Raw genomic sequence first — 22,467 nt, forward strand, 5'->3', positions numbered from 1 at the left:
AAATACAGAGAGGGCGTTTTTTATGGATAATTATGAATGAACGGAAAGGCGGGACAGGTACCGGATGGATTACAAACGGACGCCTTATTTGTATATATACCGCAGTCATGAGAATGAAAGCGGACTGTGTTCACTGGAGCTGGATGTTTTATTGCAGGGAGATGTTCTGTCCCCAGGGGTAATTATTGCCCGGGAAAAGATCAACCCTGGCCGAAGTCCGTTTATTTCGGGCAGAATCGACATTTTATGTGCTTCGGATTCGATGGATACCATCGCGGCGTTTGCCGGGGGGGTTGAGTTTGGAGCAGGAGAGACCTTTAAGCTGTTCTGTCCGAAGGAAGGGGGCGGAACTTATGAAGAACGCAGAGAACTGGAGAAAACAGTCGGCCGTCATATGACCGGCACGGCCGATATGCGGTCGCCAGACCGCGTATTCGGTTTGGTCATACATGAGGGCGTCATTATGCTTGGCGAGTACCATGAGAGCGACAGGAGCTGGCAGCGGCGAAAGCTTAAACCGCATAACTATTCGACGGGGCTTGGCGTGGCGCTGTCCCGGTCGGTCGCCAACATCGCGGCTCCGCGTCCGGAAGGTCTGCGGATTCTCGATCCCTGCTGCGGGATGGGGAACGTCCTGATCGAAGGGCTGTCCATGGGTATGGACATGACCGGCTGCGATCTAAATCCGCTCGCCGTGCGGGGAGCGAGGGGGAATCTTCGCCATTTCGGCTATCCGGAGCATATCGTGACGCTCGGCGACATGAGAAATCTGTCCGGCTGCTATGACGCGGCAGTGCTGGACATGCCTTATAATCTGTGCTCGGTCCTTTCGCCGGCGGACACAAGAGAGATGCTGGAAGCGCTCCGCCGGTTGACCGGCCGCGCGGTCATTATTTCCACGCAGCCGGTAGAGGAGAGTATCGCCGCGGCCGGTTTTGAACTAAAGGGCGGCTGCACGGTGTCCAAAGGCACCTTCAAGCGTTCGCTGTGGCTGTGCCGTTAATATTGGCGGCGGTAGTCAATCACATTGCTCAACGGAGCGCCGGAAACCAAATAAGATTTCATATTTTCGGTAAAAATATCGACGAGGCGGTCGCTGTAATGATCGGTCAATCCGGCGACATGGGGAGTGATGATCACCTGCTTCATGTCCCACAGGGGATGATCTTCCGGCAGAGGTTCCGTTTCGAACACATCCAGTCCCGCGCCGCGAAGCCGTCCGTTCTCCAGCGCTTCGGTCAATGCCTCCGTATCGGTGGTGCCTCCACGGCCAATATTAATATAGTAGGAGCCCTCCTTAAAAGCGGAGAACACGGAGGCATCGAACAAATAGCGCGTCTCATCGGTGAGCGGGAGCGTGTTAATGACAAAATCGCCCTCGATCACGGCCTCTTTCAATCGGCTGGTCGTGTACATGGCGTCGAAGCCGGGCAGCGGATCGTCAATCCGGCGCACGCCTATGGTTCTCATCCCGAAAGCTTTGGCGATTCTCGCCGTTGCAGCTCCGATTTCGCCGGTGCCGGCAATGACAACTGTCTTGCCCGTCAGCTCGGTCTCGGTTTCATCCGAATTCCAGATATGGCGCTCCTGATTGCGGATGGCCGTATGCAGGTTGCGTACGAACATCAGCATAAATCCGAAGATGACCTGGGAGATGGGTTCGGCGTGTACGCCACTGGCGTTGGTCAGCACAATTCCCCGTTGTTCCAGCCGGTCAAGCGGCAGCTTCTCGACGCCCGCGGACCAAGCCTGCACCCAGCGGAGCGGCGTGCCTTCGCGAAGCAGGCAATCGGAGATTCCTTTTGCCCAGCCGATAACGATCTCCGCCTCGGCAAGAGCGTCAAGGTCCGGCTGCTTGGCGTCGCTGTGCACATAGGTATAGCCGGGAGCGGCCTTGCGGATCGCTTCCTCCTGTTCTTTCGTCAAAGACTGCAGACATACAATCGATTTTGCCAAAATGGTTCCCTCCCGACAAAGAATTTCTATATTTAAGAAACAAAATATTCTTTAAGAATATCAAAACCGCGAAGAAAGGTGAAATGACCATGAATGATGGAATGACGGACGGAATGACGGACGGCAAAAAAGACTTGGCTCCCGAGAGGCTGTTCACAGCGGTGAGATTATCCCCCGAACTTCGCGGAGCCGTGGGCGGCATGTGCCGCAGGCTGTCCAGGGAGCTTTCCTTTTCCAAGTGGGTCCATGAAGAGGACTACCATATTACGCTCCAGTTTCTGGGGGATACCGACTCGCGGGCCATTCCGGCGCTTGTATCGGCATTGAGGAAGGCCGCCGCGGACTTCGGGCCGTTCACTTTGTCGCTGCGTGAAGCGGGCGTCTTCGGGGCACCGGCTGCACCGCGCGTCCTGTGGGCGGGATTAGGCGGCGAGACGGACCGGCTGCGGGAACTGCAAGGCCGGATTGTGGCGGCCACGCTGCCGCTGGGATTTCGCGCGGAGGAGCGCGCTTACAAGCCTCATGTGACGCTCGCTCGCAAATACAGGGGAGAAGGGGCTTTCGCCCCCGGACAGCTTGATGAGCTCACACGGGAAGAGGCGGCATTGCATGCGTCCTGGAGAGTTAATCAATTGGTTCTTTTTGCAACTCGGATGCATAATAAACCGATGTATGATATTGTTGAAAAGATAACCATTTAAAAAAATAGGGGAAAAACATGTTCAAACCTCTCATTTTCGGTTACATATAGTTGGAATGTGCCTTAAAACTAGGAGGAATGACATGCACATATTCAAACAAAACCGCTGGGTGATGCCGCTGTTCGGCGTCATACTGGTGTGTTTCTCTGCGATAATTTTACTTTTGCCCAGTCAGGGCCGGAGCGGAGAGCGGGACAAGGTCCATATGGGCCGTTTGCAGTCGCCGCGGCTTTCGTCTGCGCCGGAGACCGGCGATATGGCCGTGAAAACGGCTAATAGGACCAAGCCGGCGGCGGAATCGGGCCTTGCACCCGAAGCCGCCATAGTCCGGCAGGTCCAGCTCAAGCTGTCCACCGTATACCGGGCACCCCGGTCCGCCTGGAAACCGGCGCTCGCCGCTGAATGGCTGAGCGCGAAAGAATGGAACCGAAAGGGTCGAGCCGCCTCGGCCGTAACGGTAAAGGGCGGAACCTTCGCAGCCGCCGCAATGAGAATCCCGCAGAGCGTCCACGAAGCGAGGCGGAAAGCGGCATCCGGGGCAGCGGCGGGTCAGCCTGCGGTCAAGAAGGCTGTCGTATCTCAGCAACATCCCCCCGCAATACTTTACTTCTCACGGAGCAGGCTGTTAAGCCGGGAAGAGCGAGACCAGGCGACCCGGAGCTACGCGGTATCCGAAGAAGATGTGCTTCTGCTGCAGAGAATCGTAATGGCAGAGGCGGAAGGCGAACCGTACGAGGGCAAGGTGGCAGTCGCCAACGTTGTTCTGAACCGGCTGCGGTCAGCCAATTTTCCCAATACAATTAAAAAAGTGATTTACCAAAGATTTCAGTTCAGCCCGGTAGCCAATGGGCGGCTGAACCGGGTCAAGCCGAATCGGGAGTCTGTCAGGGCGGTTGCCGCCGCGCTTACCGGAGTCAAGGCCGTCACCGACGATACCTATTATTTTCTTTCGCTTACGCTGGCCCAGGATCTTACCGTGCACCACTCCCGCACATTTTCCAGGAAAATCGGAAATCATAGCTTCTATAGATAGTTCATCTTTCTGTTATAGGGTAATCTAACTATATGAACAGAGGAGGGGAAATATTATGAAAGTTACCTACTACGGCCATTCCGCGCTGCTGGTTGAAGCTGCCGACGCCAAGATTATTATTGATCCGTTCTTGTCGGGAAATCCCCATTCGGGTATCGCGCCCGGGGATATTCGGGTGGACGCCGTGCTGCTGACTCACGGTCACTCCGATCATCTGGGGGATGCGGTGGAGATTGCCAAGAACAACGACTGCCCGATATTCGCGGTGTATGAGCTTGCCGAATACTGCCGGATTAAAGGCGCTAAAGTCAAGCACCTGAATATAGGCGGCGCGCATACGTATTCGGGATTCACCGTAAAATATACCCCTGCTTTCCACTCCTCCTCCATACAGGAGGGTGACTACTGGATTTATCTTGGCCAGCCTGCGGGAATTCTGCTGAACCTTGAAGGCAAGACGCTGTTCCATGCCGGGGATACCGCGCTGTTCGGAGATATGAGGCTGATCGGAGAGCGCAATGCCATCGACATCGCTGCGCTTCCGATTGGGGATATGCTGACGATGGGACCGGACGATGCGCTGCTTGCTGCGCGCTGGCTGCGGGCCGCCAAGGTCATTCCGGTGCATTACAACACGTTTCCGGCTATCGAGCAGGACGGAACGCAGTTCTGCGACCGGCTGAAGCAGGAAGGCATTGACGGCTATCCGCTCAAAGCCGGGGAAAGCCTGGAGGTTTAGGAAGAAGACGCGGGTGGCACGCAGATTTTCTTTTATCGGGCGCTGCCCTGCCGGGGCTGCACCATAATACCCGAGAGAGCATGCCCAGCCCTTTCCGACGACAAAAAGGATGACCGGCTTAATGGGCCGATCATCCTTTTTTTAAATGCCTCCTTTACGGAGGATGGCGAAGCCGTTTATTCTTATTCGTCCAAGGTTAAGGCGTCAAATATACCGCTTCTTCGGTGCGCGGCTGAGCATGGGCGCTCCGGCTCCCGGACAGATCCTCCGGATTGCCGAGCATTTCCAGTACCGTTACCGCGCAGTGCCGCGGCTGGTAGCGGTCGGGCGAGAGCCGGCGGAGACGCTGTTCCTCAAGCTCCGCGTACTCGCGCCGCAGGAGCCGGAACCACTTATCGACGACCCTCTCGGAGTCCAGCACCTCGGCAAGCCCGAGTTCGACGAAGTATTGGGAGTTTTTCTCTTCCTGCCCGGGAATGGCTTGGTAGAACAGCATCGGAATGCCTTTGGCCAACGCCTCGGTGCAGGTCATGCCGCCCGGCTTCGTAATCAGCAGATCGGCGGCGTCCATCAGCTTGTTGACGTCGCTGCTGTATCCGAGAATGGTAACGTTCGGATGCCGGAGCCGGGGATCGCTGCGCATTTTTTCCACCATTTTATCATTGCTGCCCATGCAGAAGACGAGCTGAATCTGATCCATCTTGGCCGTCAGCGCGTTCATGAACCCTTCGCCGAACATTAGGCCCCAGCCGCCGCCCATAACAAGCACCGTAGGCATATCTGCAAGTCCAAGCTCCTGACGGAGCGTCTCTTTGCTCGATCGTTCCCAGAACTTGGGGTGGACGGGGATGCCTGTTACCGTTACCTGTTCGGCGGGAATACCGCGTCCCGTCAAAATCGACTTGACCCGGGAGGTGGAGACGAGATAGCGGTTCACCTCTGCGTTAACCCAGCTGCCGTGCGCGTCGTAGTCGGTAATCAGCGTGTATAGCGGCACGTTCAGCCCCAGACGCTTCAGCCTGGAAACGACGGCGGCGGGAAGAGGGTGAGTACATATAATAAGATCGGGCTTAAGCTGCTCGATGACTTGCCGGGCATGAGTATAAAAAACCCGGTGCAGCGCCAATTTGGTGAAACGGTTCAGCGATCTGTGATATTGCGTCTTGTACAGCATGCCGACCAGCTTCGGCTGGCTGCTGACAGTCTTGCGGTAGGCGGAAAGAATCCACGGAGCCACCGTCGGGTTCAAAAATTTGCCCAGCTCGATGACCCGGCACTGGACTGCCGGATTGAGGCGCTTGATTCCTTCAGCCAGAGCATAGGCTGCCCCTGTATGGCCAGTGCCAAAGCCTTCCGAAAACAGCAGTACTCTTTTCTTTCGCATAATGTCACCCGCTACTTTCCATATCAATAGAATTGCAAAGTCTGTTACATTCACTATACGCCATATTCGCTCAGAAATTCTGTTCTCTTTTCACATTATACAAATAAGACGTAAATAGAAAGTTAAAACACTGCAAGAAATTAAAAATAAAACATTTGGGAATGTATTGCAATCCGGCGGTCAAAGTGGTAAATTAATCAGTGACTAAATGACCATATTCGTAAAACGGTCAGAATGCTTGAACAGCATTTCACAGAGCGGCGGAAAGGACGTGCAAAGAGTGGCAGTGGTGGACCGAAGGCAGCAGGTGATCAAGGCGGCGGCGAAATCTTTTTCACTATTCGGGTACAAGGCGACAACGATGGATCAGGTGGCGAAAATCGCGAACGTCGGCAAAGGCACCATCTATACTTTTTTTTCGAACAAGGAGCAGTTGTTTGACGAGATTCTTCACACGGTTATCCTCGAAATGAAAAATATCGCCGAACGGGAGATCAGGCGCGACAAGCCTTTCTTCGATAACCTGCAGCGGGTGCTGGACGCCCTGCTTGAATTCCGGAGCGAGCATGAGCTGTTTATCAAGCTTTCCCAGGAAAAGCGCGAATTCGGCACGCCGCAGGCGCAGGAAGGCCTCGACAAGCTTGAGAGTGTCATCCTCGGGTATATAGAACGGGAGGTGGAACACGCCATCGGGAAGGGAGAAGTCAAGCCGTGCGATCCCAAGGTCGTATCGGTGGTTATGCTGAAGCTGTATATCGTGCTGACCTCCGAGTTAAACAAACTGCGCGAGCCTCTGGACAAGGAGCAGATCAAATCGTATTTCCGGCTGTTTCTGGCCGAAGGGCTGGAACAGAAGCAATCGTAAGAGGGGGCGGAAGGCTGCCGGGGTGTAAGGCGCTTTTCGCTGCCGTGCCGATTGGGCGGGACTATCATTGGAAAAGCCGTGTGGGCTTTTTTTATTCCTTTTATTGACCAATCGGGGAAAATAGTCAGCGGTTATTACAGCAATACAGCAAAAACATAAAAAAATTCATAAGGAGAGGACCGGAATGAAATCATTATCTGTCTTTACCAAAGACTTGGGTACGGCATTCAAGAAGCCGATGACGCTGATTACCCTTCTGGTCGTGCTGTTCATTCCGATACTGTACAGCGGAGTGTATCTCAAGGCATTCTGGGACCCTTACGGCAATCTGGATAAGATGCCCATTGCGATCGTCAATGAAGACAAGGGCGCTGACTACGAAGGAACCAGGCTGAATGCCGGGCATGATCTGGTGGAGGAGCTTAAGAAAAGCAAAGATTTCGACTGGAGTTTTGTCAGCCGCGAGCAGGCGGCGGAGGGACTTACGAAAGACGAGTATTATGTGGCGATCATTGTGCCGGAAAATTTCTCCGCCAATGCGACGACGCTGCTGGATGATCATCCGACGCCTGCACAGCTCATTTACGAGCCGAAGCAGGGCGAGAACTTCACGGCAAGCACCATCGCGGGTTCGGCGGCCAAGGAGCTAAAAGCCAAAGTATCCGCGAAGATAACGGAGGCGTATGCGGATTCCGTCTTCGACAAAATCACCGATATCTCAAGCGGGCTTGGCGAAGCCAGCGACGGGGCGTCCAAAATCGCCGACGGCGCCGGCAAGCTGGACGACGGCGCGTCCAAGCTGAAGAGTAATCTGCTTGTCCTGAACGATGGCGCGGGCAAGCTGCTCAGCGGCGTCCAGCCGCTGAAGCAGGGCGCCGCGGCGATCAAGACCGGGGCCGCCCAGCTTCAAACGGGCGGCAGTTCCCTGGCCGGCGGGCTGAACCGGCTGTCCGCCGCCCATAAGCAGCTTGCGGACGGCGCAGCGAAGTCGGCGGCTGGCGCCAAGCAGTTGAGCGGCGGGCTGCAGCAGTCGGCCCAAGGAGCGGCGAAGCTTCAGACCGGAGCGGATTCCGTCGCGGGCGGCAGCGCGAAGCTCCAAAGCGGAGCGGATTCCGTCGCGGGCGGCAGCGGGAAGCTGCAAGCCGGCCTGGCTTCTTCAGTCGACGGCAGCGCGAAGCTGGCAGACGGACTCAAGGCCTCGGCCGACGGCAGCGCGAAGGTAAGCGCCGGGGCCAAGAGCGTCTCGGATGGGCTTCAGCAGCTGGCAGCGGCCAATCCGCAGCTCGCGGCGAGCGCCGATGTGCAGAAGCTGATCGCCGCAAGCAAGGCGGTTGCCGAAGGCAGCGCGCAGCTTCAGCAGAGCCAGGCGCAGCTCGCGCAGGGCGCAAGCGATTTGCACAGCGGCCAGGAGCAGCTGGCGCAGGGCGCCGCGCAGGTGCATGACGGAGCGCAGCGGCTCGCGGCCGGTTCGGGCGAGCTGAACAGCGGAGCACAGCAGCTGAGCGCCGGCGCCTCGCAGCTGGCCGAGGGGCAGCAGCAGCTCGCTCAAGGCGCGTCGGCGCTTGCAGCCGGCGGCGGCAAGCTGTCGGCCGGCATGCAGCAGTTCGGGACCAAGCTCGGCGAAGCGGCCCAGGGCGGCAGCAAGCTGGCGGAAGGCAGCGCCAAGCTAGAATCGGGCGCGTCGGCGCTTGCGGCCGGAGTCGCCAAGCTTGGCGGCGGCATCGGCTCGGTGGCGGAAGGCTCGCAGAAATTGGCCGACGGCGCGGGAGATTTGAAGGACGGTACGACCGACCTGAAGTCCGGATCTGCGGAGCTTGCGGGCAAGCTGGACGATGCGGCGGGTAAGACGGGCGCCGTCAAGAAGACAGACGAGACCGTCGGCATGTTCGCCGAGCCGGTCGAGCTGAATCAGGAAACGCTGAGCGAAGTGCCGAACTACGGTACCGGGCTCGCTCCTTATTTCCTGTCCCTGGGCCTGTTCGTCGGAGCGCTGATCTGCACGATCGTCATCTCGCTCCGTACCACTACGGTTGAGGAGGCAAGCCGGTTTAACCGGTTTGCCAGCCGCACGCTTATTTTCTCCACTATGAGCCTTCTGCAGTCCCTGGTGGCGGCGTCGATCCTGCTCTACGGGCTTGGACTCGAGGTTCAGAGCGTGCCGAGGTTCTATGCGTTTACGTTTATCGTCAGCATCTCGTTCATGTGGCTCATCCAGGCTCTGGTGACCTGGCTGGATCAGCCCGGTAGATTCGTCGCGATTGTGCTGCTGATCTTCCAGCTCACGACAAGCGCGGGCACCTTCCCGCTTGAGGTCATTCCGAAATGGATGCAGTCGATCCATCCGCTGCTTCCGATGAGTTACAGCGTGCAGGGCTTCAGATCGGTCATCTCTACAGGCGATTACGGCAGAATGTGGAGCGATGCGGGTACGCTGGCTATTTATGGCGTCGGCTTCCTTCTTCTGACACTTTTGTACTTTATGACCCGTGGACGCGATTCACAAGTTGAATTAAATAGTGAACAAGTTTTGTCTGTATAACGCCATAATGGAACCGCTGCAAGCGGTTTTCACCGGAGCGCCCTTTTAGGGCGCTTTTTGGTTTATACAGGTAAAAAAAACGCTTTCCCATTAATATTACAAAAGGATTACATGTGTATAGCGCTTTCAATTTATAAGACCTTATTCAATTATTATGTATAAATATTCATCAGGGAGATGATTCAGGCTTTATTTCGCTAAAGCTGTGACGCAAAAGCTAATCTTAATCAGTATAATAAAAAAGTTTAAATTGCGCTCATGTGAGGTCGATGATAAAATAATATAACCACTCTGCGTTGAATAATTATTAATAATGCCCCACTTTATTATAGAAAGGTTGCGTAAGATGAGACACACAGAACTGCCCCCTAAACAGGGCCTTTACGATCCCCAGTTCGAGAAAGATGCCTGCGGCATGGGCTTTGTCGCCCATATCAAAGGAAAGCCTTCTCATGAGATTGTCAGCAACGCCTTAACCATGCTCGCCAATATGGAGCATCGCGGAGGCCAGGGAAGCGAGCCGAATTCCGGCGACGGCGCGGGTATTATGCTGCAAATTCCGCACCTATTCTTCTCCGAAGAAGCGAAAGCGCTCGGCTTTGAACTGCCGGAGGCGGGCCGTTACGGTGTCGGCATGCTTTTTGTGTCTCATAACGAAGGCATCCGCGCAGCTCACGAGCGCATTCTGAGCGACATTATCGCCGAAGAAGGGCAGACGCTGCTGGGCTTCCGCGACGTTCCTACCTGCGACGACATGCTGGGCAAGACGGCAAAGGCCGCCAAACCTTATGTACGCCAGGTATTTATCGGACGCTCCGGCGATGTTCAGGGCGATCTTGCCTTCGAACGCAAACTGTACGTGATCCGCAAACGGGCGGAGCTGGCTGTCCGCTACGGCGGATTGGAAGAGGGAGACTCCTTCTACCTGCCGAGCTTGTCCTGCCGCAAAATCGTTTACAAAGGAATGCTGACCACCGAGCAGGTTGGTCAGTTCTATCTCGATCTTCAGAATGAAAAGCTGGAATCGGCGATCGCACTCGTCCACTCCCGGTTCAGCACCAACACGTTTCCGAGCTGGGAGCGCGCGCATCCGTACCGCTTCATGATTCACAACGGCGAAATCAACACGCTGCGCGGCAACGTGAACTGGATGCACGCCCGCCAGTCGCTGTTCAAGAGCGAAGTGTTCGGCAGCGATCTGGACAAAATCAAGCCGATCATCAACCCGGACGGGTCCGACACGGGGATGTTCGACAACACGTTTGAGTTCTTGTACCTGAGCGGCCGTTCCCTGCCTCATGTGGCGATGATGATGGTTCCTGAGCCGTGGAGCAACCACGACAGCATGGACGAGAAGAAGAAGGCGTTCTATGAATACCACAGCACCCTGATGGAGCCATGGGACGGGCCTGCCGCCATGGGCTTCACCGACGGCGTGCAAATCGGCGCGATCCTTGACCGCAACGGTCTGCGGCCTTCGCGCTATTATGTAACGAAGGACGATTTGATTATTTTGTCCTCCGAAGCGGGCGTACTGGATATCCCGCCGGAAAATGTGCTGTACAAGGACCGGCTGAGACCGGGCCGCATGCTGCTGGTCGACACGCAGGAAGGCCGCATTATTTCCGACGAGGAAGTGAAAGCGTCCATCGCTTCCGAGCATCCGTACCGCGACTGGCTCGACGAGCATCTGATCGGCCTCAGCGAGCTTCCGGATGCTCCGGAGCTGCCGAATCCGAAGCATGACAACGTTCAGCAGCTGCAGCAGTCTTTCGGTTATACGTTCGAGGACCTGCGCAAGGTGCTGGAGCCGATGGCTTCCAGCGGCGCCGAAGCGATCGGCTCGATGGGCTATGACGCTCCGCTGGCGGTGCTGTCCGACCGTCCGCAGCGGCTCTATAACTACTTTAAACAAATGTTCGCCCAGGTAACCAACCCGCCGATCGACGCTATCCGCGAAGAGCTGGTTACTTCGACGACAACGACAATCGGACCGGAGCGCAACCTGCTTAAACCAGAACCGGAAAGCTGTCGACAGATCGCGCTTGAGACACCGATTCTGTCCAATGAGGATTTCGCGAAGATCCGACATGTGCGCCGCGCCGGCTTCAAGGCGATGACTATTCCGATTCTGTTCCCGGCGGAGCTGGGGGCCGAAGGGCTGCGTACCGCGCTTGACCGTCTGAGCGAAGCCGCTGACCGGGTTATCGATAAGGGCCACAATATTCTTATTCTGTCCGACCGCGGAGTAGACCGAGAGAATGCGGCCATTCCGGCTCTACTTGCCGTATCGAGCCTGCATCACCATCTGATCCGTCAAGGTACGCGGACCAAAGTTACGATTTTGCTGGAATCCGGCGAACCGCGCGAAGTGCATCATTATGCGCTTCTGCTCGGCTACGGCGTGAGCGCGGTAAATCCGTACCTGGCGTTCGAGAGCTTGGACGACATGATTGCCCAGGGCTTGCTGAGAGGCGTTTCGCATGAGAAGGCCGTAAAGAACTACATTAAAGCCGCGACCAAGAGCGTCGTCAAAATCCTGTCCAAGATGGGCATTTCCACGATCCAGTCATACCGTGGCGCCCAAATCTTTGAGGCGGTCGGCCTGAATTCTGAGTTCGTTGACCGCTACTTCACCTGGACTCCGTCCCGCATTGGCGGCATCGGTCTGGAAGAAGTGGCTGCGGAGACTCTGGTACATCACAACCGTGCCTTCTCCGATAAGGACGGCAAGGACAAAGTGCTGGATTCCGGCGGTGAATACCAATGGCGCAGCGACGGGGAGGATCATCTGTTTAACCCGCAGACAATCCACATGCTTCAGCATTCCGTACGCAGCGGCGATTACGATATGTACAAGAAATACTCCGCCCTTGTTCAGGGCGAGAGCAAGAAGCATCAGACGCTTCGTTCCCTGCTTGAATTCAAGCAGGTAGGTGAGCCGATTCCGCTGGAAGAAGTGGAACCGGTGGAATCGATCATGAAACGCTTCAAGACCGGAGCCATGTCTTTCGGCTCGATCAGCAAGGAAGCGCATGAGACGCTGGCGATTGCGATGAACCGCATCGGCGGCAAGAGCAATACCGGTGAAGGCGGGGAAGATCCGGCGCGCTTCACTCCGGATGCCAACGGGGATTCCCGCCGCAGTGCGATCAAGCAGGTCGCATCCGGCCGATTCGGCGTAACGTCGAATTACCTGGTGAACGCCGATGAGATTCAAATCAAGATGGCACAGGGCGCGAAGCCGGGCGAAGGTGGACAGCTTCCGGGACGCAAGGTATATCCTTGGGTTGCCGAGGTTCGCGGTTCAACGGCGGGCGTGGGTCTGATCTCGCCTCCTCCTCACCATGACATTTATTCCATCGAGGATTTGGCGGAGCTGATTTACGACCTGAAGAACGCCAACCCGCGCGCGAATATCAACGTGAAGCTGGTATCCGAGGTTGGTGTCGGAACGATTGCCGCAGGTGTGGCAAAAGGCCGTGCCGACGTTATCCTGATCAGCGGATACGATGGAGGAACAGGCGCGTCGCCAATGAACTCCATCCGCCATGCCGGCCTTCCGTGGGAACTGGGTCTTGCCGAAACGCATCAGACGCTGATGCTGAACAATCTGCGCGACCGGGTCGTCCTGGAATCCGACGGCAAAATGCTGAGCGGCCGCGATCTGGCCGTAGCCGCGCTGCTGGGCGCCGAAGAGTTCGGATTCGCCACAGCGCCGCTGGTGGCTGTAGGTTGCATCATGATGCGGGTCTGTCAGATGGACACCTGTCCGGTCGGCGTCGCAACACAGAATCCGGATCTGCGCAAGAACTTTGCTGGCGATCCGCAGCATGTCGTTAACTTTATGACTTTCGTCGCGCAGGATCTGCGCGAAATTATGGCCAGCCTCGGCTTCCGCACCATTCAAGAAATGGTCGGACGCACCGACTGTCTGGATGCTGTTCAAGCTTCGTATCATTGGAAGAAGAAGGGCGTCGACCTCAGCGGATTGCTGCATACGCCTGAACTGCCTGAAGGCAGCACGCGTTTCAACAGCAAGAAACAGAATCACGGGCTGGAAGAGACGCTGGACGTATCCACGCTGCTTTCTCTTGCGGCTCCGGCGATCGAGAACGGAACGGTTGTGGAGGCATCCCTGCCGATTACGAACGTCAACCGCGCCGTCGGCACGATTCTCGGCAGCGAATTGACGCGCAAGTACGGCGCGGTCGGCTTGCCGGAAGATACGATTCGCCTGCATTTCACCGGCTCTGCAGGACAAAGCCTTGGAGCTTTCATGCCGAAGGGCATTACCATTACGGTCGAGGGCGACACGAACGACTACATCGGCAAAGGCCTTTCCGGCGGCAAGCTGATCGTTAAGCCGTCTCCGAAGGCGACATTTGCCGCCGAGGAGAACATCATTGTCGGCAACACCGGATTCTACGGAGCGACAAGCGGTGAAGCCTATATCAGCGGTATTGCCGGCGAACGCTTCGCGGTCCGGAACTCCGGCGCCAAGGTTGTCGTTGAAGGCGTGGGCGACCACGGCTGCGAATACATGACCGGCGGACGCGTTGTCGTCCTGGGCGGAACCGGACGCAACTTCGCGGCGGGAATGTCGGGCGGCATCGCCTATGTATTCGATCCGGACAATACGTTTGTAAACCGCTGCAACCTGGAAATGGTTCTGCTGGAGCGCGTTGAGGAGAGCGAAGAGATCGAAGATCTGCACGGCATGATCGTCCGTCATACAGAGCTGACGAGCAGTGCTCTTGGACAGCGTGTGCTGGATAGCTGGCAGGATAATCTGCCGAAATTTGTCCGTGTCATTCCGAAGGATTACAAACGGATGATGGACCAAATCCGCAAGGTGGAAGAAACCGGCCTGACCGGCGAAGCCGCATTGATGGCCGCTTTTGAAGCGAACATGCGCGAGTTGGCACGGGTTGGCGGCTAAGCGGCAAGCTAACACTTTCTTATATTTTTAAATAACGCAATGCAAGCGGCAGTTTGGAGCAAGGCTCCGAGCTGCCGCTTTTTTTGAAATATCAGGTTAAGGATAAGCTTCGCGCTTATCCTTAACCTGATATTTTTACGAGAAACGGATGCCTTCCTCTTCCAGAGGACGGCGAAGCCGTTTCTTCTTGCTAATCAGAGAAAGATACAGAAAAATTTGCAGTATGTTTACTGTCGGAGTCGTCTAACCTAGTATAGGGAATTTTTGCAAAATTCATAACGGAAGGATGGTGCAATAATGACGGCAAATATAGCGGTTCAGGAACCGGTCGCCCGGCTCCTTGGCGTGACCAAACAAATCGGCAAGAAAACGCTGGTCAGCGACTTGACGCTCGATATCCCAGCGGGACAAATCTTCGGCTTTCTGGGCCCGAATGGCGCGGGCAAGACAACAACCATAAGGATGATGGTTGGGCTGATCTCGATTAGCCGGGGCGACATTATGATTGGCGGAAGAAGCATCAGGACGAATTTTGAAGAGGCGGTGGCGCAGGTCGGAGCGATTGTGGAAAATCCGGAAATGTACAAGTTTTTGACCGGATACCAGAATTTGCGGCAGTATGCGCGTATGGTCAGTGGAGTAACGAAGCAGCGCATTGATGAAGTCATCCAGCTCGTCGGACTGAACAATCGTATTCATGACAAAGTGAAGAGCTATTCGCTCGGCATGCGCCAGCGTCTCGGGGTAGCCCAGGCTTTACTTCACCGTCCCAAGCTGCTCATTCTGGACGAGCCGACCAACGGTCTTGATCCCCAGGGCATCCGTGAACTGCGCGATTATTTGCGGCGGCTCTGCCGGGAAGAAGGAACAAGCGTGTTTGTCTCCAGCCACTTGCTGTCCGAAATGGAACTGATGTGCGACAGCGTGGCGGTCATTCAGAACGGCAAACTGGTCGACGTGCGTCAGCTTAAGAGTGTGGGGGATGCTAATGCAGGGCCGCAGAGCAGGGAGATCTTGTTCGAAGTGAATGATCCGGGAGCCGCACAGGCACTTATCGGCGGAACTGTGGAGGCGGAAGGCCTTGTCGTGAGAGCTCTCCGGAGCGATATTCCCGGGCTGAACGAACGGCTGGTAGGCGGCGGAATTCAAGTATACGGCATAAAAGAAGTTGTCGTTTCGCTTGAGGACCAATTCCTGAAGATGACAGGAGGTGAAGGCATTGAGTAGTTTCTCGGCGCTTGTACATAACGAGAATATTAAAATATACAGCCGCATCCGTACCTGGATCATGCTGTTTCTGCTCGTTGTTTTGAGTATCCTGGTGCCGGTGCTTACGTACGTAACCAGCGAACCGCAGTACCGGCCGACCATGTGGAACAGTTTTCAAATGACGATAAGCGTAATGTTCTTCTTGAATACGATTTTTACAGTTGTCATCGCTTCGGATGCCGTGGCGGGCGAATTCTCTTGGGGAACGATCAAGCTGCTGCTGATCCGGCCCTGGAGCCGCTCGAAAATCCTGCTTTCAAAATATGTTGCGATGGTGCTGTTCAGCATCCTCACGACGGTTCTGCTGGCAGTTTGTGCGTTCGGAGCGTCGCGCATCCTGTTTTCCGCGGAAGGAACGTCCATGCCGCTTGGGGGCTGGAGTCCCGAAACCTACAGCCTGATGGATATCGGCTGCCGATATATCGAACTGTTCCTGACTGCGGCGATTGCCTTTATGGTCTCCAGTGTGTTCCGCGCAAGCGGACTGGCGATCGGCCTGTCGCTGTTTATTATGTTCGCCAAGGATGTATTTACCGCTATTTTCAATCCCGAACGGTATGAATGGGCGCAGTATTTGCTCTTTACCCATATGGACTTAAGCGCCTATCTGGTGGCGGACAAAGGACCCGGAGGCGTGACGCTGGGCTTCTCCATTGCGGTGCTTGTCGTCTATTATGCCGTTTTCCTGCTGTTGTCCTGGGTTGTGTTCAGCCGCAGAGACGTTGCCGGTTGATTGAAAAAAATAAACAAGAAGCCGGGCCTAGCCCTATCCTGGAGGTCTCCTCCTAAGAGGCGTGTCCGTCTTGCTGAAAATCGTCTTCCGCATTTGCGGCGCATTCTGCGGTCCATACTGAACCGTTCGCTCCTTCCGGAGTGGACGGTTCTTCCATTTCCACCAACCCGTTCAAGATTCCTCCCTCCATAATGGAGAGCCTGCCTGCCGCCGCGCTGCCGTGCAGACATCCTGTCGAGGTCAGAATCAGGCTGTGCTTCGCGGTTACATCCCCGAATACTTTACCGGCGATTATAACATCGGCGGCGATAATGCTGGCATGGACGCGTCCTTGCTCGCCAATCGTTAACGTGCCGCTGCAGCGGATTTCTCCCGTAAAACCGCCGTCAATGCGCAAGTTGGTGTCACATTGGACTTTTCCTTCCGGCGTTCCTCCATGGCCGAACAGAGAATCTGTTGAAGGGCTGGGCTTTCCTTTTCCTTTTTTATTCCACATGCTTCATTCCTCCATTTCTTCATCGCGGGTTCATTTCAATTCGGTTGGACATAGGACAAGGGGTTGACGGTCTCGTTCTGTTTGCTGACCTGGAAATGCAGATGAGGGCCGGTGCTTCTTCCGGTGTTGCCGACCTGTCCGATTCGCTGGCCTTTGACGACCTTGTCTCCGGCGGACACCGCCGCACTGCTGAGATGCATGTAGGAGGTCTGCAGCCCGTTTCCGTGGTCAATCACGATGTAATTGCCGCGCGCAGCTGACCATTCTGCGGCAAGGACTGTACCCCTCTGAGCTGCAAATATAAAATCGCCTGTCTGAGCCGCGATGTCGATTCCGGCGTGAAAAGAAGAACTTCCTTTGAAAGGATCGGTACGGTAGCCGAAGCTGGAGGAGACGGTCCGGGAAGAAGTGGGCCACAGGAAAGACTGCGTCTGGCGGGCGTTATGCCGAAGCTTCTGCTGCTCCAGATCCGCCTCCGCTTTGTGGGCATCCAGTACCGTACGGGAAAGGCTCCGGACCATCTCTTCGAGCATGCCGCTTAGTTCCGCAAGCTCGTCCTTTGTCTCCAGGATGGTACGGAGTTCCCCGTTCCCGTAGGTGGCGACATATTCGCCGCCTACCCGTAAGGCGGGGGTGTCCTCGATGGCGGCGGTAAAAGCTCCGATACGGATGGTGATCGCTGAAGGAGAAGCGGAATGGGCAGGTGTCGCGAATATGGCCTTTGACTCGGAGCCTGCGCCGGACGAGGAACGCTTCCCTTGAATTGAAATGTCCGCTGTCGATTCCTTGCCGTTAGCATCCTCCTCTTGTTGATTAATCAGGTTTTGCAGTTCTTTTTCCAGCGCATCTACGCTTTTTAACCGTTCCTTGATCGTTTTGGCTTCTTTCGAGAGCCCGGCGGCTTCACTTTGAACCTGTTGCAGCGTTTTTTCCTTATCCGCGATCTTTGCCTCCAGACGAACATTCTGCGAGGACAGGGCGGCGGCTTCCGCTTCAAGTTCCTGTATGGAGCGGGAAGCATGATAATGCATGGAGCTGATCAGACTGGACAAGGACAGAACGGCGGCGGCCGGGAGGGCCAAAGCCATCGGTCTGGAAAGCTGAAGCTGTCTGACCGGACGCTCGGCATCCCGGACGACGAGAAGGGTAATCTTATCCGATTGACTTTTCATAACATCTCCTTCCTGCGCCCGGACCGTAAGGCTCGCGGCCGGAAGCTTTGTTGTTCACGTTGTCCATATTACTTTATGTATTCCGGCCCGCACGGGATCATGACATGTGATTGATTGAATAAAGCGGGGGAGTTTCGGCAAAACCTGTACTTATGCAGCTTACACGGTCTGTTGCGGACGATAGCAAAGGGGACTCGGACGGCATGAAAATATTCATTGCGGTGCTGTGCTTGATTATTATACAAATCATTGTGATTCTGTTTCTTGAATATCGCCGTCCTCAGAGAGCGATCGCCTGGCTGTTTCTGCTCTTTTGCTGTCCGCCGCTCGGTCTGCTGGTCTATTACTTTTTGGGCCGGGATTACAGGCAGGGCCGCAAGCTTAAAGCCTGCGCCGCAGGAACGCGCCGCGGACTCCACGGGCACGCCGAAGAACGGAGCCATTCCGTAATCCGCGCAGAGGATACCGGTAACCCGGAATTGGCCGGCCGAACCGAACTGCTCCGCCTGCTGTCCGGGCTGTCGGAAAGCCCGGTTACCGGCAGAAACGCCACCCGGATTCTGGTTAACGCGGGCGAAACCTACACTTCCATGCTTGAAGCGATGGAAGCGGCTTCCGAGCATATCCATCTGGAGGTATATATTTTTCGCGATGACGGTATCGGGGAGAGATTCCAGGATGTCATGATCCGAAAAGCCCGGCAGGGTGTAAAAGTCCGTTTGCTGTGCGACGGGCTCGGCAGCCACAAGCTGAGCAGGCGCTTTCTTCGCGCATTATCCGGCGCCGGGGTAGAGACGCATTTGTTTCTGCCGCCGCTCACGTCGCTGCTCGGCGGGCGCTTCAACTACCGCAACCATCGTAAAATCCTTGTGGTGGACGGTCTTGTCGGCTTCACCGGCGGGATCAACATCGGCGACGAATACTTGGGCAAAGACCCGAAAATGGGATTTTGGCGCGATACCCATCTGAAGCTGGAGGGAGACGCCGTCTACTTTATCCAACGCATTTTCCTGAAAGATTGGCGGCTGGCTTCCGGTGAGCGTTTAAGCCATCCGCGCCTGTTCCCCGTCCATGCCTGTGAAGGCAAAGAGGGAGTTCAAATCATCAGCAGCGGTCCGGACGGCGCAATCGACTCCGCGCAGGCCATGATTTTTGCCGGGCTCAGCGCGGCGGAGAAGCGGATTTGGATCGAGACGCCTTATTTTATACCTGATCCGGCAATTTTACGGGCGCTTAAAACCGCCGTTCTGCGAGGAGCGGATGTGCGGATTATCATTCCGGGCAAACCTGACAACGCGTTTGTCTATAACGCCTCTCTTTCGTACTTGGATGATTTGCTGGATGCTGGCGTGAAATTTTACCGTTACCGCAAGGGCTTTATGCATGCAAAGGTATGGATCGCCGACGGTCTGCTGGCTTCTGTTGGCAGTGTCAACCTGGATATGCGGAGCTTCTATTCCAATTTCGAGCTGTCCGCTGTGCTGCTTCAGCCGTTGCGCATCGAAGAACTGGCCGATCAGTTTCGGTGCGACCTGGAGGACAGCGAGGCGGTTGATCCGGATGTTTTCAGCAAACGGGGCAATGCCGCCCGGAGAAAAGAAGAAATTTGCAGCCTGCTTTCTCCGCTTCTGTGAAATGAAATAGGGCAGAAGATCATATTCAGCAAGGGTTATTTGGGTTGTCCATTCATTATCGGGTATTGCAATGTGATATAATATAATGACTATCGAAAAATAACGGCAAAGACAGGGGGAGTTCTATGAGTACGAGTCCACACATTCTAGTTAATGAAGAGCCGAATAAACCCCGGAAATCCGGGACAGCCAAGACAGCCAGACTGGCGCAGCGTACCGTGATGATGGTGATCGGAGCAGGCATGATGGCCGTGGCGCTTGAAATTTTCCTCGTTCCGAATCAGATGGTCGATGGCGGCATAACAGGCATTTCGATTATGCTGTCGCATATTTTTAATATTCCCCTCGGCATTTTGCTAACCCTTCTCAACCTTCCTTTTCTCATCGTCGGATATAAGCAAATCGGCAAGACCTTCGCTTTGTCCACGCTGTTTGCGGTCGTCGTCATGTCGATTGGCACACAACTGCTGCATCCTGTGCAGCCGATTACTGTGGAACCGCTGCTTGCGGCGGTATTTGGCGGCGTTATTCTCGGCGTCGGCGTCGGACTTGTGGTACGCTATGGCGGATCGCTGGACGGGACGGAAATTGTGGCGATTCTGGTTGCCAAAAGACTGCCTTTTTCAGTGGGCGAGGTCGTTATGTTCTTCAATCTGTTTATTTTGACGGGAGCGGGCTTTGTGTTCGGCTGGAATAACGCCATGTTCTCGCTGATTGCCTACTATATTGCATTCAAAATGATCGATGTCACCCTCGAAGGTCTGGATCAGTCGAAGTCGGTCTGGATCATCAGCGATAAATACCGCGATATTGGCGAAGCGCTGACGGAGCGGCTCGGCCGGGGCGTAACTTACCTGCAGGGGGAAGGCGGATTTTCGGGCGAAGACAAGAAAGTTATTTTCGTCGTGATCACCCGTCTGGAAGAAGCCAAGATGAAGGCGATCGTCGAAGACTGGGATTCCGAGGCTTTTGTTGCCGTCGGGAATATTCATGATGTCAAAGGCGGACGCTTCAAAAAGAAATCCATTCACTAAGCACTCATACTCGAAAATACGCATATTCAAAACCTCCGCATCGCAGCCTGCGAAAGACGGAGGTTTTGCCGTTTATGGCGCCAAAGATGGACAATCGCTTACCGCAGGCCGGCGATAACAAGCTCCACCGGCTGCGGAGGCAGCTTCGAGATCAGATCGCCCTTGGCGCGCAGGCGTTCTTCAATATTGAGCAGATGAAAATCCTCCGGCGAGACATTGCTTTCAACCTCGTCCCATGTCAGGGGCGTGGATACGGTAGCCAGCGGACGGGCGCGGGGGGTATAAGGGGCGGCGAGCGTCTTGCCGCCGTAATGCTGAAGGTAATCGAAGTAGATTTTATCTCCGCGCTGTTTCTTGAGCCGCTCCAGTGTGAACAACCCAGGGTGTTTCTCCGTAACATACCGGCCGACAAAATGCCCAACCTTCCGCAGTTCGTCAAACGAAACTCCTTGTTTAATCGGCACAATAATCTGGACGCCGGTCGCTCCCGACGTCTTTGGCACCGAAGCCAGCCCGAGCGAATTCAGCACCTTCCCGACAATCGCCGCCGCTTCCATAATCCTCGGTTCCACCTCACGGGAAGGATCAAGGTCGATCATCCATTCGCAGGGCAGGCTGCTGCCGGCATAATGCAGTGAGGGATGAAACTCCAGGGCGGCCAGATTGCCCAGCCAGAGCAGCCCGGGAAGCCCGTCCAGCGAGATGTAATTAATCTCTTCATGCATAACGGTGCGGACAAAGGGCGGCAGCGGGTCCGGAGCGTTCTTTTGGTAAAAGGACTTGCCCGGGACTCCATGCGGGTAGCGGATCACCGTCAGCAGCCGGTTCTTGAGATAGCGCAGCAAATACGGCGACAGGGCGGCAAGCTTCTCTAGATAGATGCGTTTGGTTATTCCGCGCTCCGGCCACAGCGGTTTATCGGGATTGGTAATGGGGACCGTTTGTCCTTCGATGGTAATGGAGCCTTTGACGGCGGCTGGCATACGGCATTCCTCCAAATGAATGAATACAGGGCGGCAATTAACGATTCGGCAGCAGGCACTCGGAAGGAGAGAGATCGAGCCTGGCTTGAATGCTGGGATGGCGAAGCGTGCCCGATTCGTTCCACTCCAGGAAATGGATTTTGAACACCAGTTCCGGACGAATCCAGAATGCTCCTTTGACCCGCTGGGGGATGGAAGCGAACGGCATGTAGTTCACGGCTAAACTTTGTGAAAGCACGGTCAACTCTTGCCAGTCCTTAACTTTCATCTTCCCGGTGCCCGCGTGTCCGATATAATGCAGACGTCCGTCATCGCCATATAAGCCTAGCAGCAGAGCATTGACCGTGCCGTCCCGGAACGTGACGCCTCCGGCGACGGCATTGAGATCAGAAATGATTTTGCACTTGAGCCAGCGCTTGTCTTTCCCGCCCGGTGTGTAGACGCCGTTCACATCCTTGCAGACAATGCCCTCAAGTCCCTTCTCCCGGACGGCAGCGAGCAGCGCGGCGGAATCGCTGTAGCTCGGAACAGCCTGAACATGCGGATGAGGCAGCAGCATTTCTTCAAGCAGACTCCGGCGCTCGGAGAAGGGCCGGTCCATAGTCCATAACCCGTTGCAGTACAAAATGTCGAATACCATATACAGAACCGGAATTTGCCGGACCGTTGAAGCAATAGCGGAATCGTTCTTCAAACTGTCGCGGCGCATCACTTCGTGAAAAGAAGGTTTTCCCTCACTAAGCGCAATAACCTCACCGTCCAGTATGACGGAATCCGCTTTGCAGTAGCTTTCCGCTGCCGAGATTTCCGGGTACTGCCTTGTGCGGTAATTTTTCCGCCGATTGATCAGCTCCGTGGAACTTCCGTCATAATAGGAGAGCATGCGGACGCCGTCCCATTTAATCTGGGCAATCCACTGCTCTCCGGCAGGCGGCCGGTCTGTTATCATCGGTTCAAACGGAATGATGGGCGTAAATTTCATCGCGC

The 22,467-nt window shown here is 55.5% G+C and carries 17 protein-coding genes; 11 read left to right on the forward strand and 6 right to left on the reverse strand.

The annotated features are described in order from the left end of the window. Positions 1-64: 64 nt before the first annotated feature. Positions 65-1,003: a TRM11 family SAM-dependent methyltransferase gene (locus PUR_RS05465; RefSeq protein WP_179034367.1), complete on the forward strand. Its 939-nt coding sequence runs from the start codon at positions 65-67 to the stop codon at positions 1,001-1,003. On the opposite strand, the gene PUR_RS05470 is transcribed toward PUR_RS05465, so the two are convergent. Next, positions 1,000-1,956, reverse strand: coding sequence for a D-2-hydroxyacid dehydrogenase (locus PUR_RS05470; protein ID WP_179034368.1), 957 nt, complete (start codon positions 1,954-1,956; stop codon positions 1,000-1,002). The two genes, PUR_RS05465 and PUR_RS05470, sit on opposite strands and share 4 nt — an antisense overlap. A gap of 89 nt (positions 1,957-2,045) precedes the next feature. Here PUR_RS05470 and thpR point away from each other — a divergent pair, with 89 nt between their 5' ends. From thpR to PUR_RS05485, 3 genes are all read left to right on the forward strand, one after another. Further along, complete coding sequence (gene thpR / locus PUR_RS05475; protein WP_179034369.1) at positions 2,046-2,657, forward strand: RNA 2',3'-cyclic phosphodiesterase; 612 nt, start codon at positions 2,046-2,048, stop codon at positions 2,655-2,657. Between the two features lie 82 nt (positions 2,658-2,739). Then, positions 2,740-3,690: a cell wall hydrolase gene (locus tag PUR_RS05480; protein WP_232101729.1), complete on the forward strand. Its 951-nt coding sequence runs from the start codon at positions 2,740-2,742 to the stop codon at positions 3,688-3,690. A gap of 55 nt (positions 3,691-3,745) precedes the next feature. Then, entirely contained in the window at positions 3,746-4,429 is a 684-nt protein-coding gene (locus tag PUR_RS05485) for a metal-dependent hydrolase (RefSeq protein ID WP_179034370.1), read from the forward strand. Between the two features lie 196 nt (positions 4,430-4,625). Here the strand turns inward: PUR_RS05485 and PUR_RS05490 are convergent, their stop codons facing one another. Then, positions 4,626-5,813 (reverse strand): MGDG synthase family glycosyltransferase, encoded by a 1,188-nt coding sequence (locus tag PUR_RS05490; protein ID WP_179034371.1) that lies wholly within the window; start codon positions 5,811-5,813, stop codon positions 4,626-4,628. Positions 5,814-6,093: 280 nt separating this feature from the next. On the opposite strand from PUR_RS05490, the gene PUR_RS05495 reads away from it, so the two are divergent. The 5 genes from PUR_RS05495 (at position 6,094) to PUR_RS05515 (ending at position 16,161) form a co-directional block, all read left to right on the forward strand. Next, positions 6,094-6,678, forward strand: coding sequence for a TetR/AcrR family transcriptional regulator (locus PUR_RS05495; RefSeq protein ID WP_179037762.1), 585 nt, complete (start codon positions 6,094-6,096; stop codon positions 6,676-6,678). 184 nt (positions 6,679-6,862) lie between these two features. Then, positions 6,863-9,217: a YhgE/Pip domain-containing protein gene (locus PUR_RS05500; protein WP_179034372.1), complete on the forward strand. Its 2,355-nt coding sequence runs from the start codon at positions 6,863-6,865 to the stop codon at positions 9,215-9,217. A 346-nt stretch (positions 9,218-9,563) separates the two neighbouring features. Beyond that, positions 9,564-14,159 (forward strand): glutamate synthase large subunit, encoded by a 4,596-nt coding sequence (gltB, locus tag PUR_RS05505; protein WP_179034373.1) that lies wholly within the window; start codon positions 9,564-9,566, stop codon positions 14,157-14,159. Positions 14,160-14,456: 297 nt separating this feature from the next. After that, positions 14,457-15,386, forward strand: coding sequence for an ABC transporter ATP-binding protein (locus tag PUR_RS05510; RefSeq protein WP_179034374.1), 930 nt, complete (start codon positions 14,457-14,459; stop codon positions 15,384-15,386). Continuing rightward, on the forward strand, positions 15,379-16,161 hold the full coding sequence (locus PUR_RS05515; protein ID WP_179034375.1) for an ABC transporter permease: 783 nt from the start codon (positions 15,379-15,381) through the stop codon (positions 16,159-16,161). Before PUR_RS05510 ends, PUR_RS05515 begins: the two co-directional genes overlap by 8 nt. A gap of 52 nt (positions 16,162-16,213) precedes the next feature. Here PUR_RS05515 and PUR_RS05520 read toward each other — a convergent pair whose 3' ends face one another. Together PUR_RS05520 and PUR_RS26280 are read right to left on the reverse strand one after the other, a co-directional pair. Then, positions 16,214-16,657, reverse strand: a complete 444-nt coding sequence (locus PUR_RS05520) for a bactofilin family protein (protein WP_179034376.1) — start codon at positions 16,655-16,657, stop codon at positions 16,214-16,216. A 35-nt stretch (positions 16,658-16,692) separates the two neighbouring features. Then, complete coding sequence (locus PUR_RS26280; RefSeq protein ID WP_269474703.1) at positions 16,693-17,829, reverse strand: M23 family metallopeptidase; 1,137 nt, start codon at positions 17,827-17,829, stop codon at positions 16,693-16,695. A gap of 203 nt (positions 17,830-18,032) precedes the next feature. On the opposite strand from PUR_RS26280, the gene cls reads away from it, so the two are divergent. Then, positions 18,033-19,463, forward strand: a complete 1,431-nt coding sequence (gene cls / locus PUR_RS05530; RefSeq protein WP_179034377.1) for a cardiolipin synthase — start codon at positions 18,033-18,035, stop codon at positions 19,461-19,463. Between the two features lie 125 nt (positions 19,464-19,588). Further along, positions 19,589-20,497, forward strand: a complete 909-nt coding sequence (locus PUR_RS05535) for a YitT family protein (RefSeq protein ID WP_179034378.1) — start codon at positions 19,589-19,591, stop codon at positions 20,495-20,497. Between the two features lie 98 nt (positions 20,498-20,595). Here the strand turns inward: PUR_RS05535 and ligD are convergent, their stop codons facing one another. Then, positions 20,596-21,480: a non-homologous end-joining DNA ligase gene (gene ligD, locus PUR_RS05540; protein WP_179034379.1), complete on the reverse strand. Its 885-nt coding sequence runs from the start codon at positions 21,478-21,480 to the stop codon at positions 20,596-20,598. Positions 21,481-21,517: 37 nt separating this feature from the next. Continuing rightward, positions 21,518-22,462 carry an ATP-dependent DNA ligase gene (locus PUR_RS05545; protein WP_179034380.1) on the reverse strand — a complete coding sequence of 315 codons (945 nt, stop codon included), beginning with the start codon at positions 22,460-22,462 and terminating at the stop codon, positions 21,518-21,520. Positions 22,463-22,467: the final 5 nt, after the last annotated feature.

This window comes from Paenibacillus sp. URB8-2 (assembly GCF_013393385.1).
Classification (GTDB): domain Bacteria; phylum Bacillota; class Bacilli; order Paenibacillales; family Paenibacillaceae; genus Paenibacillus_AQ.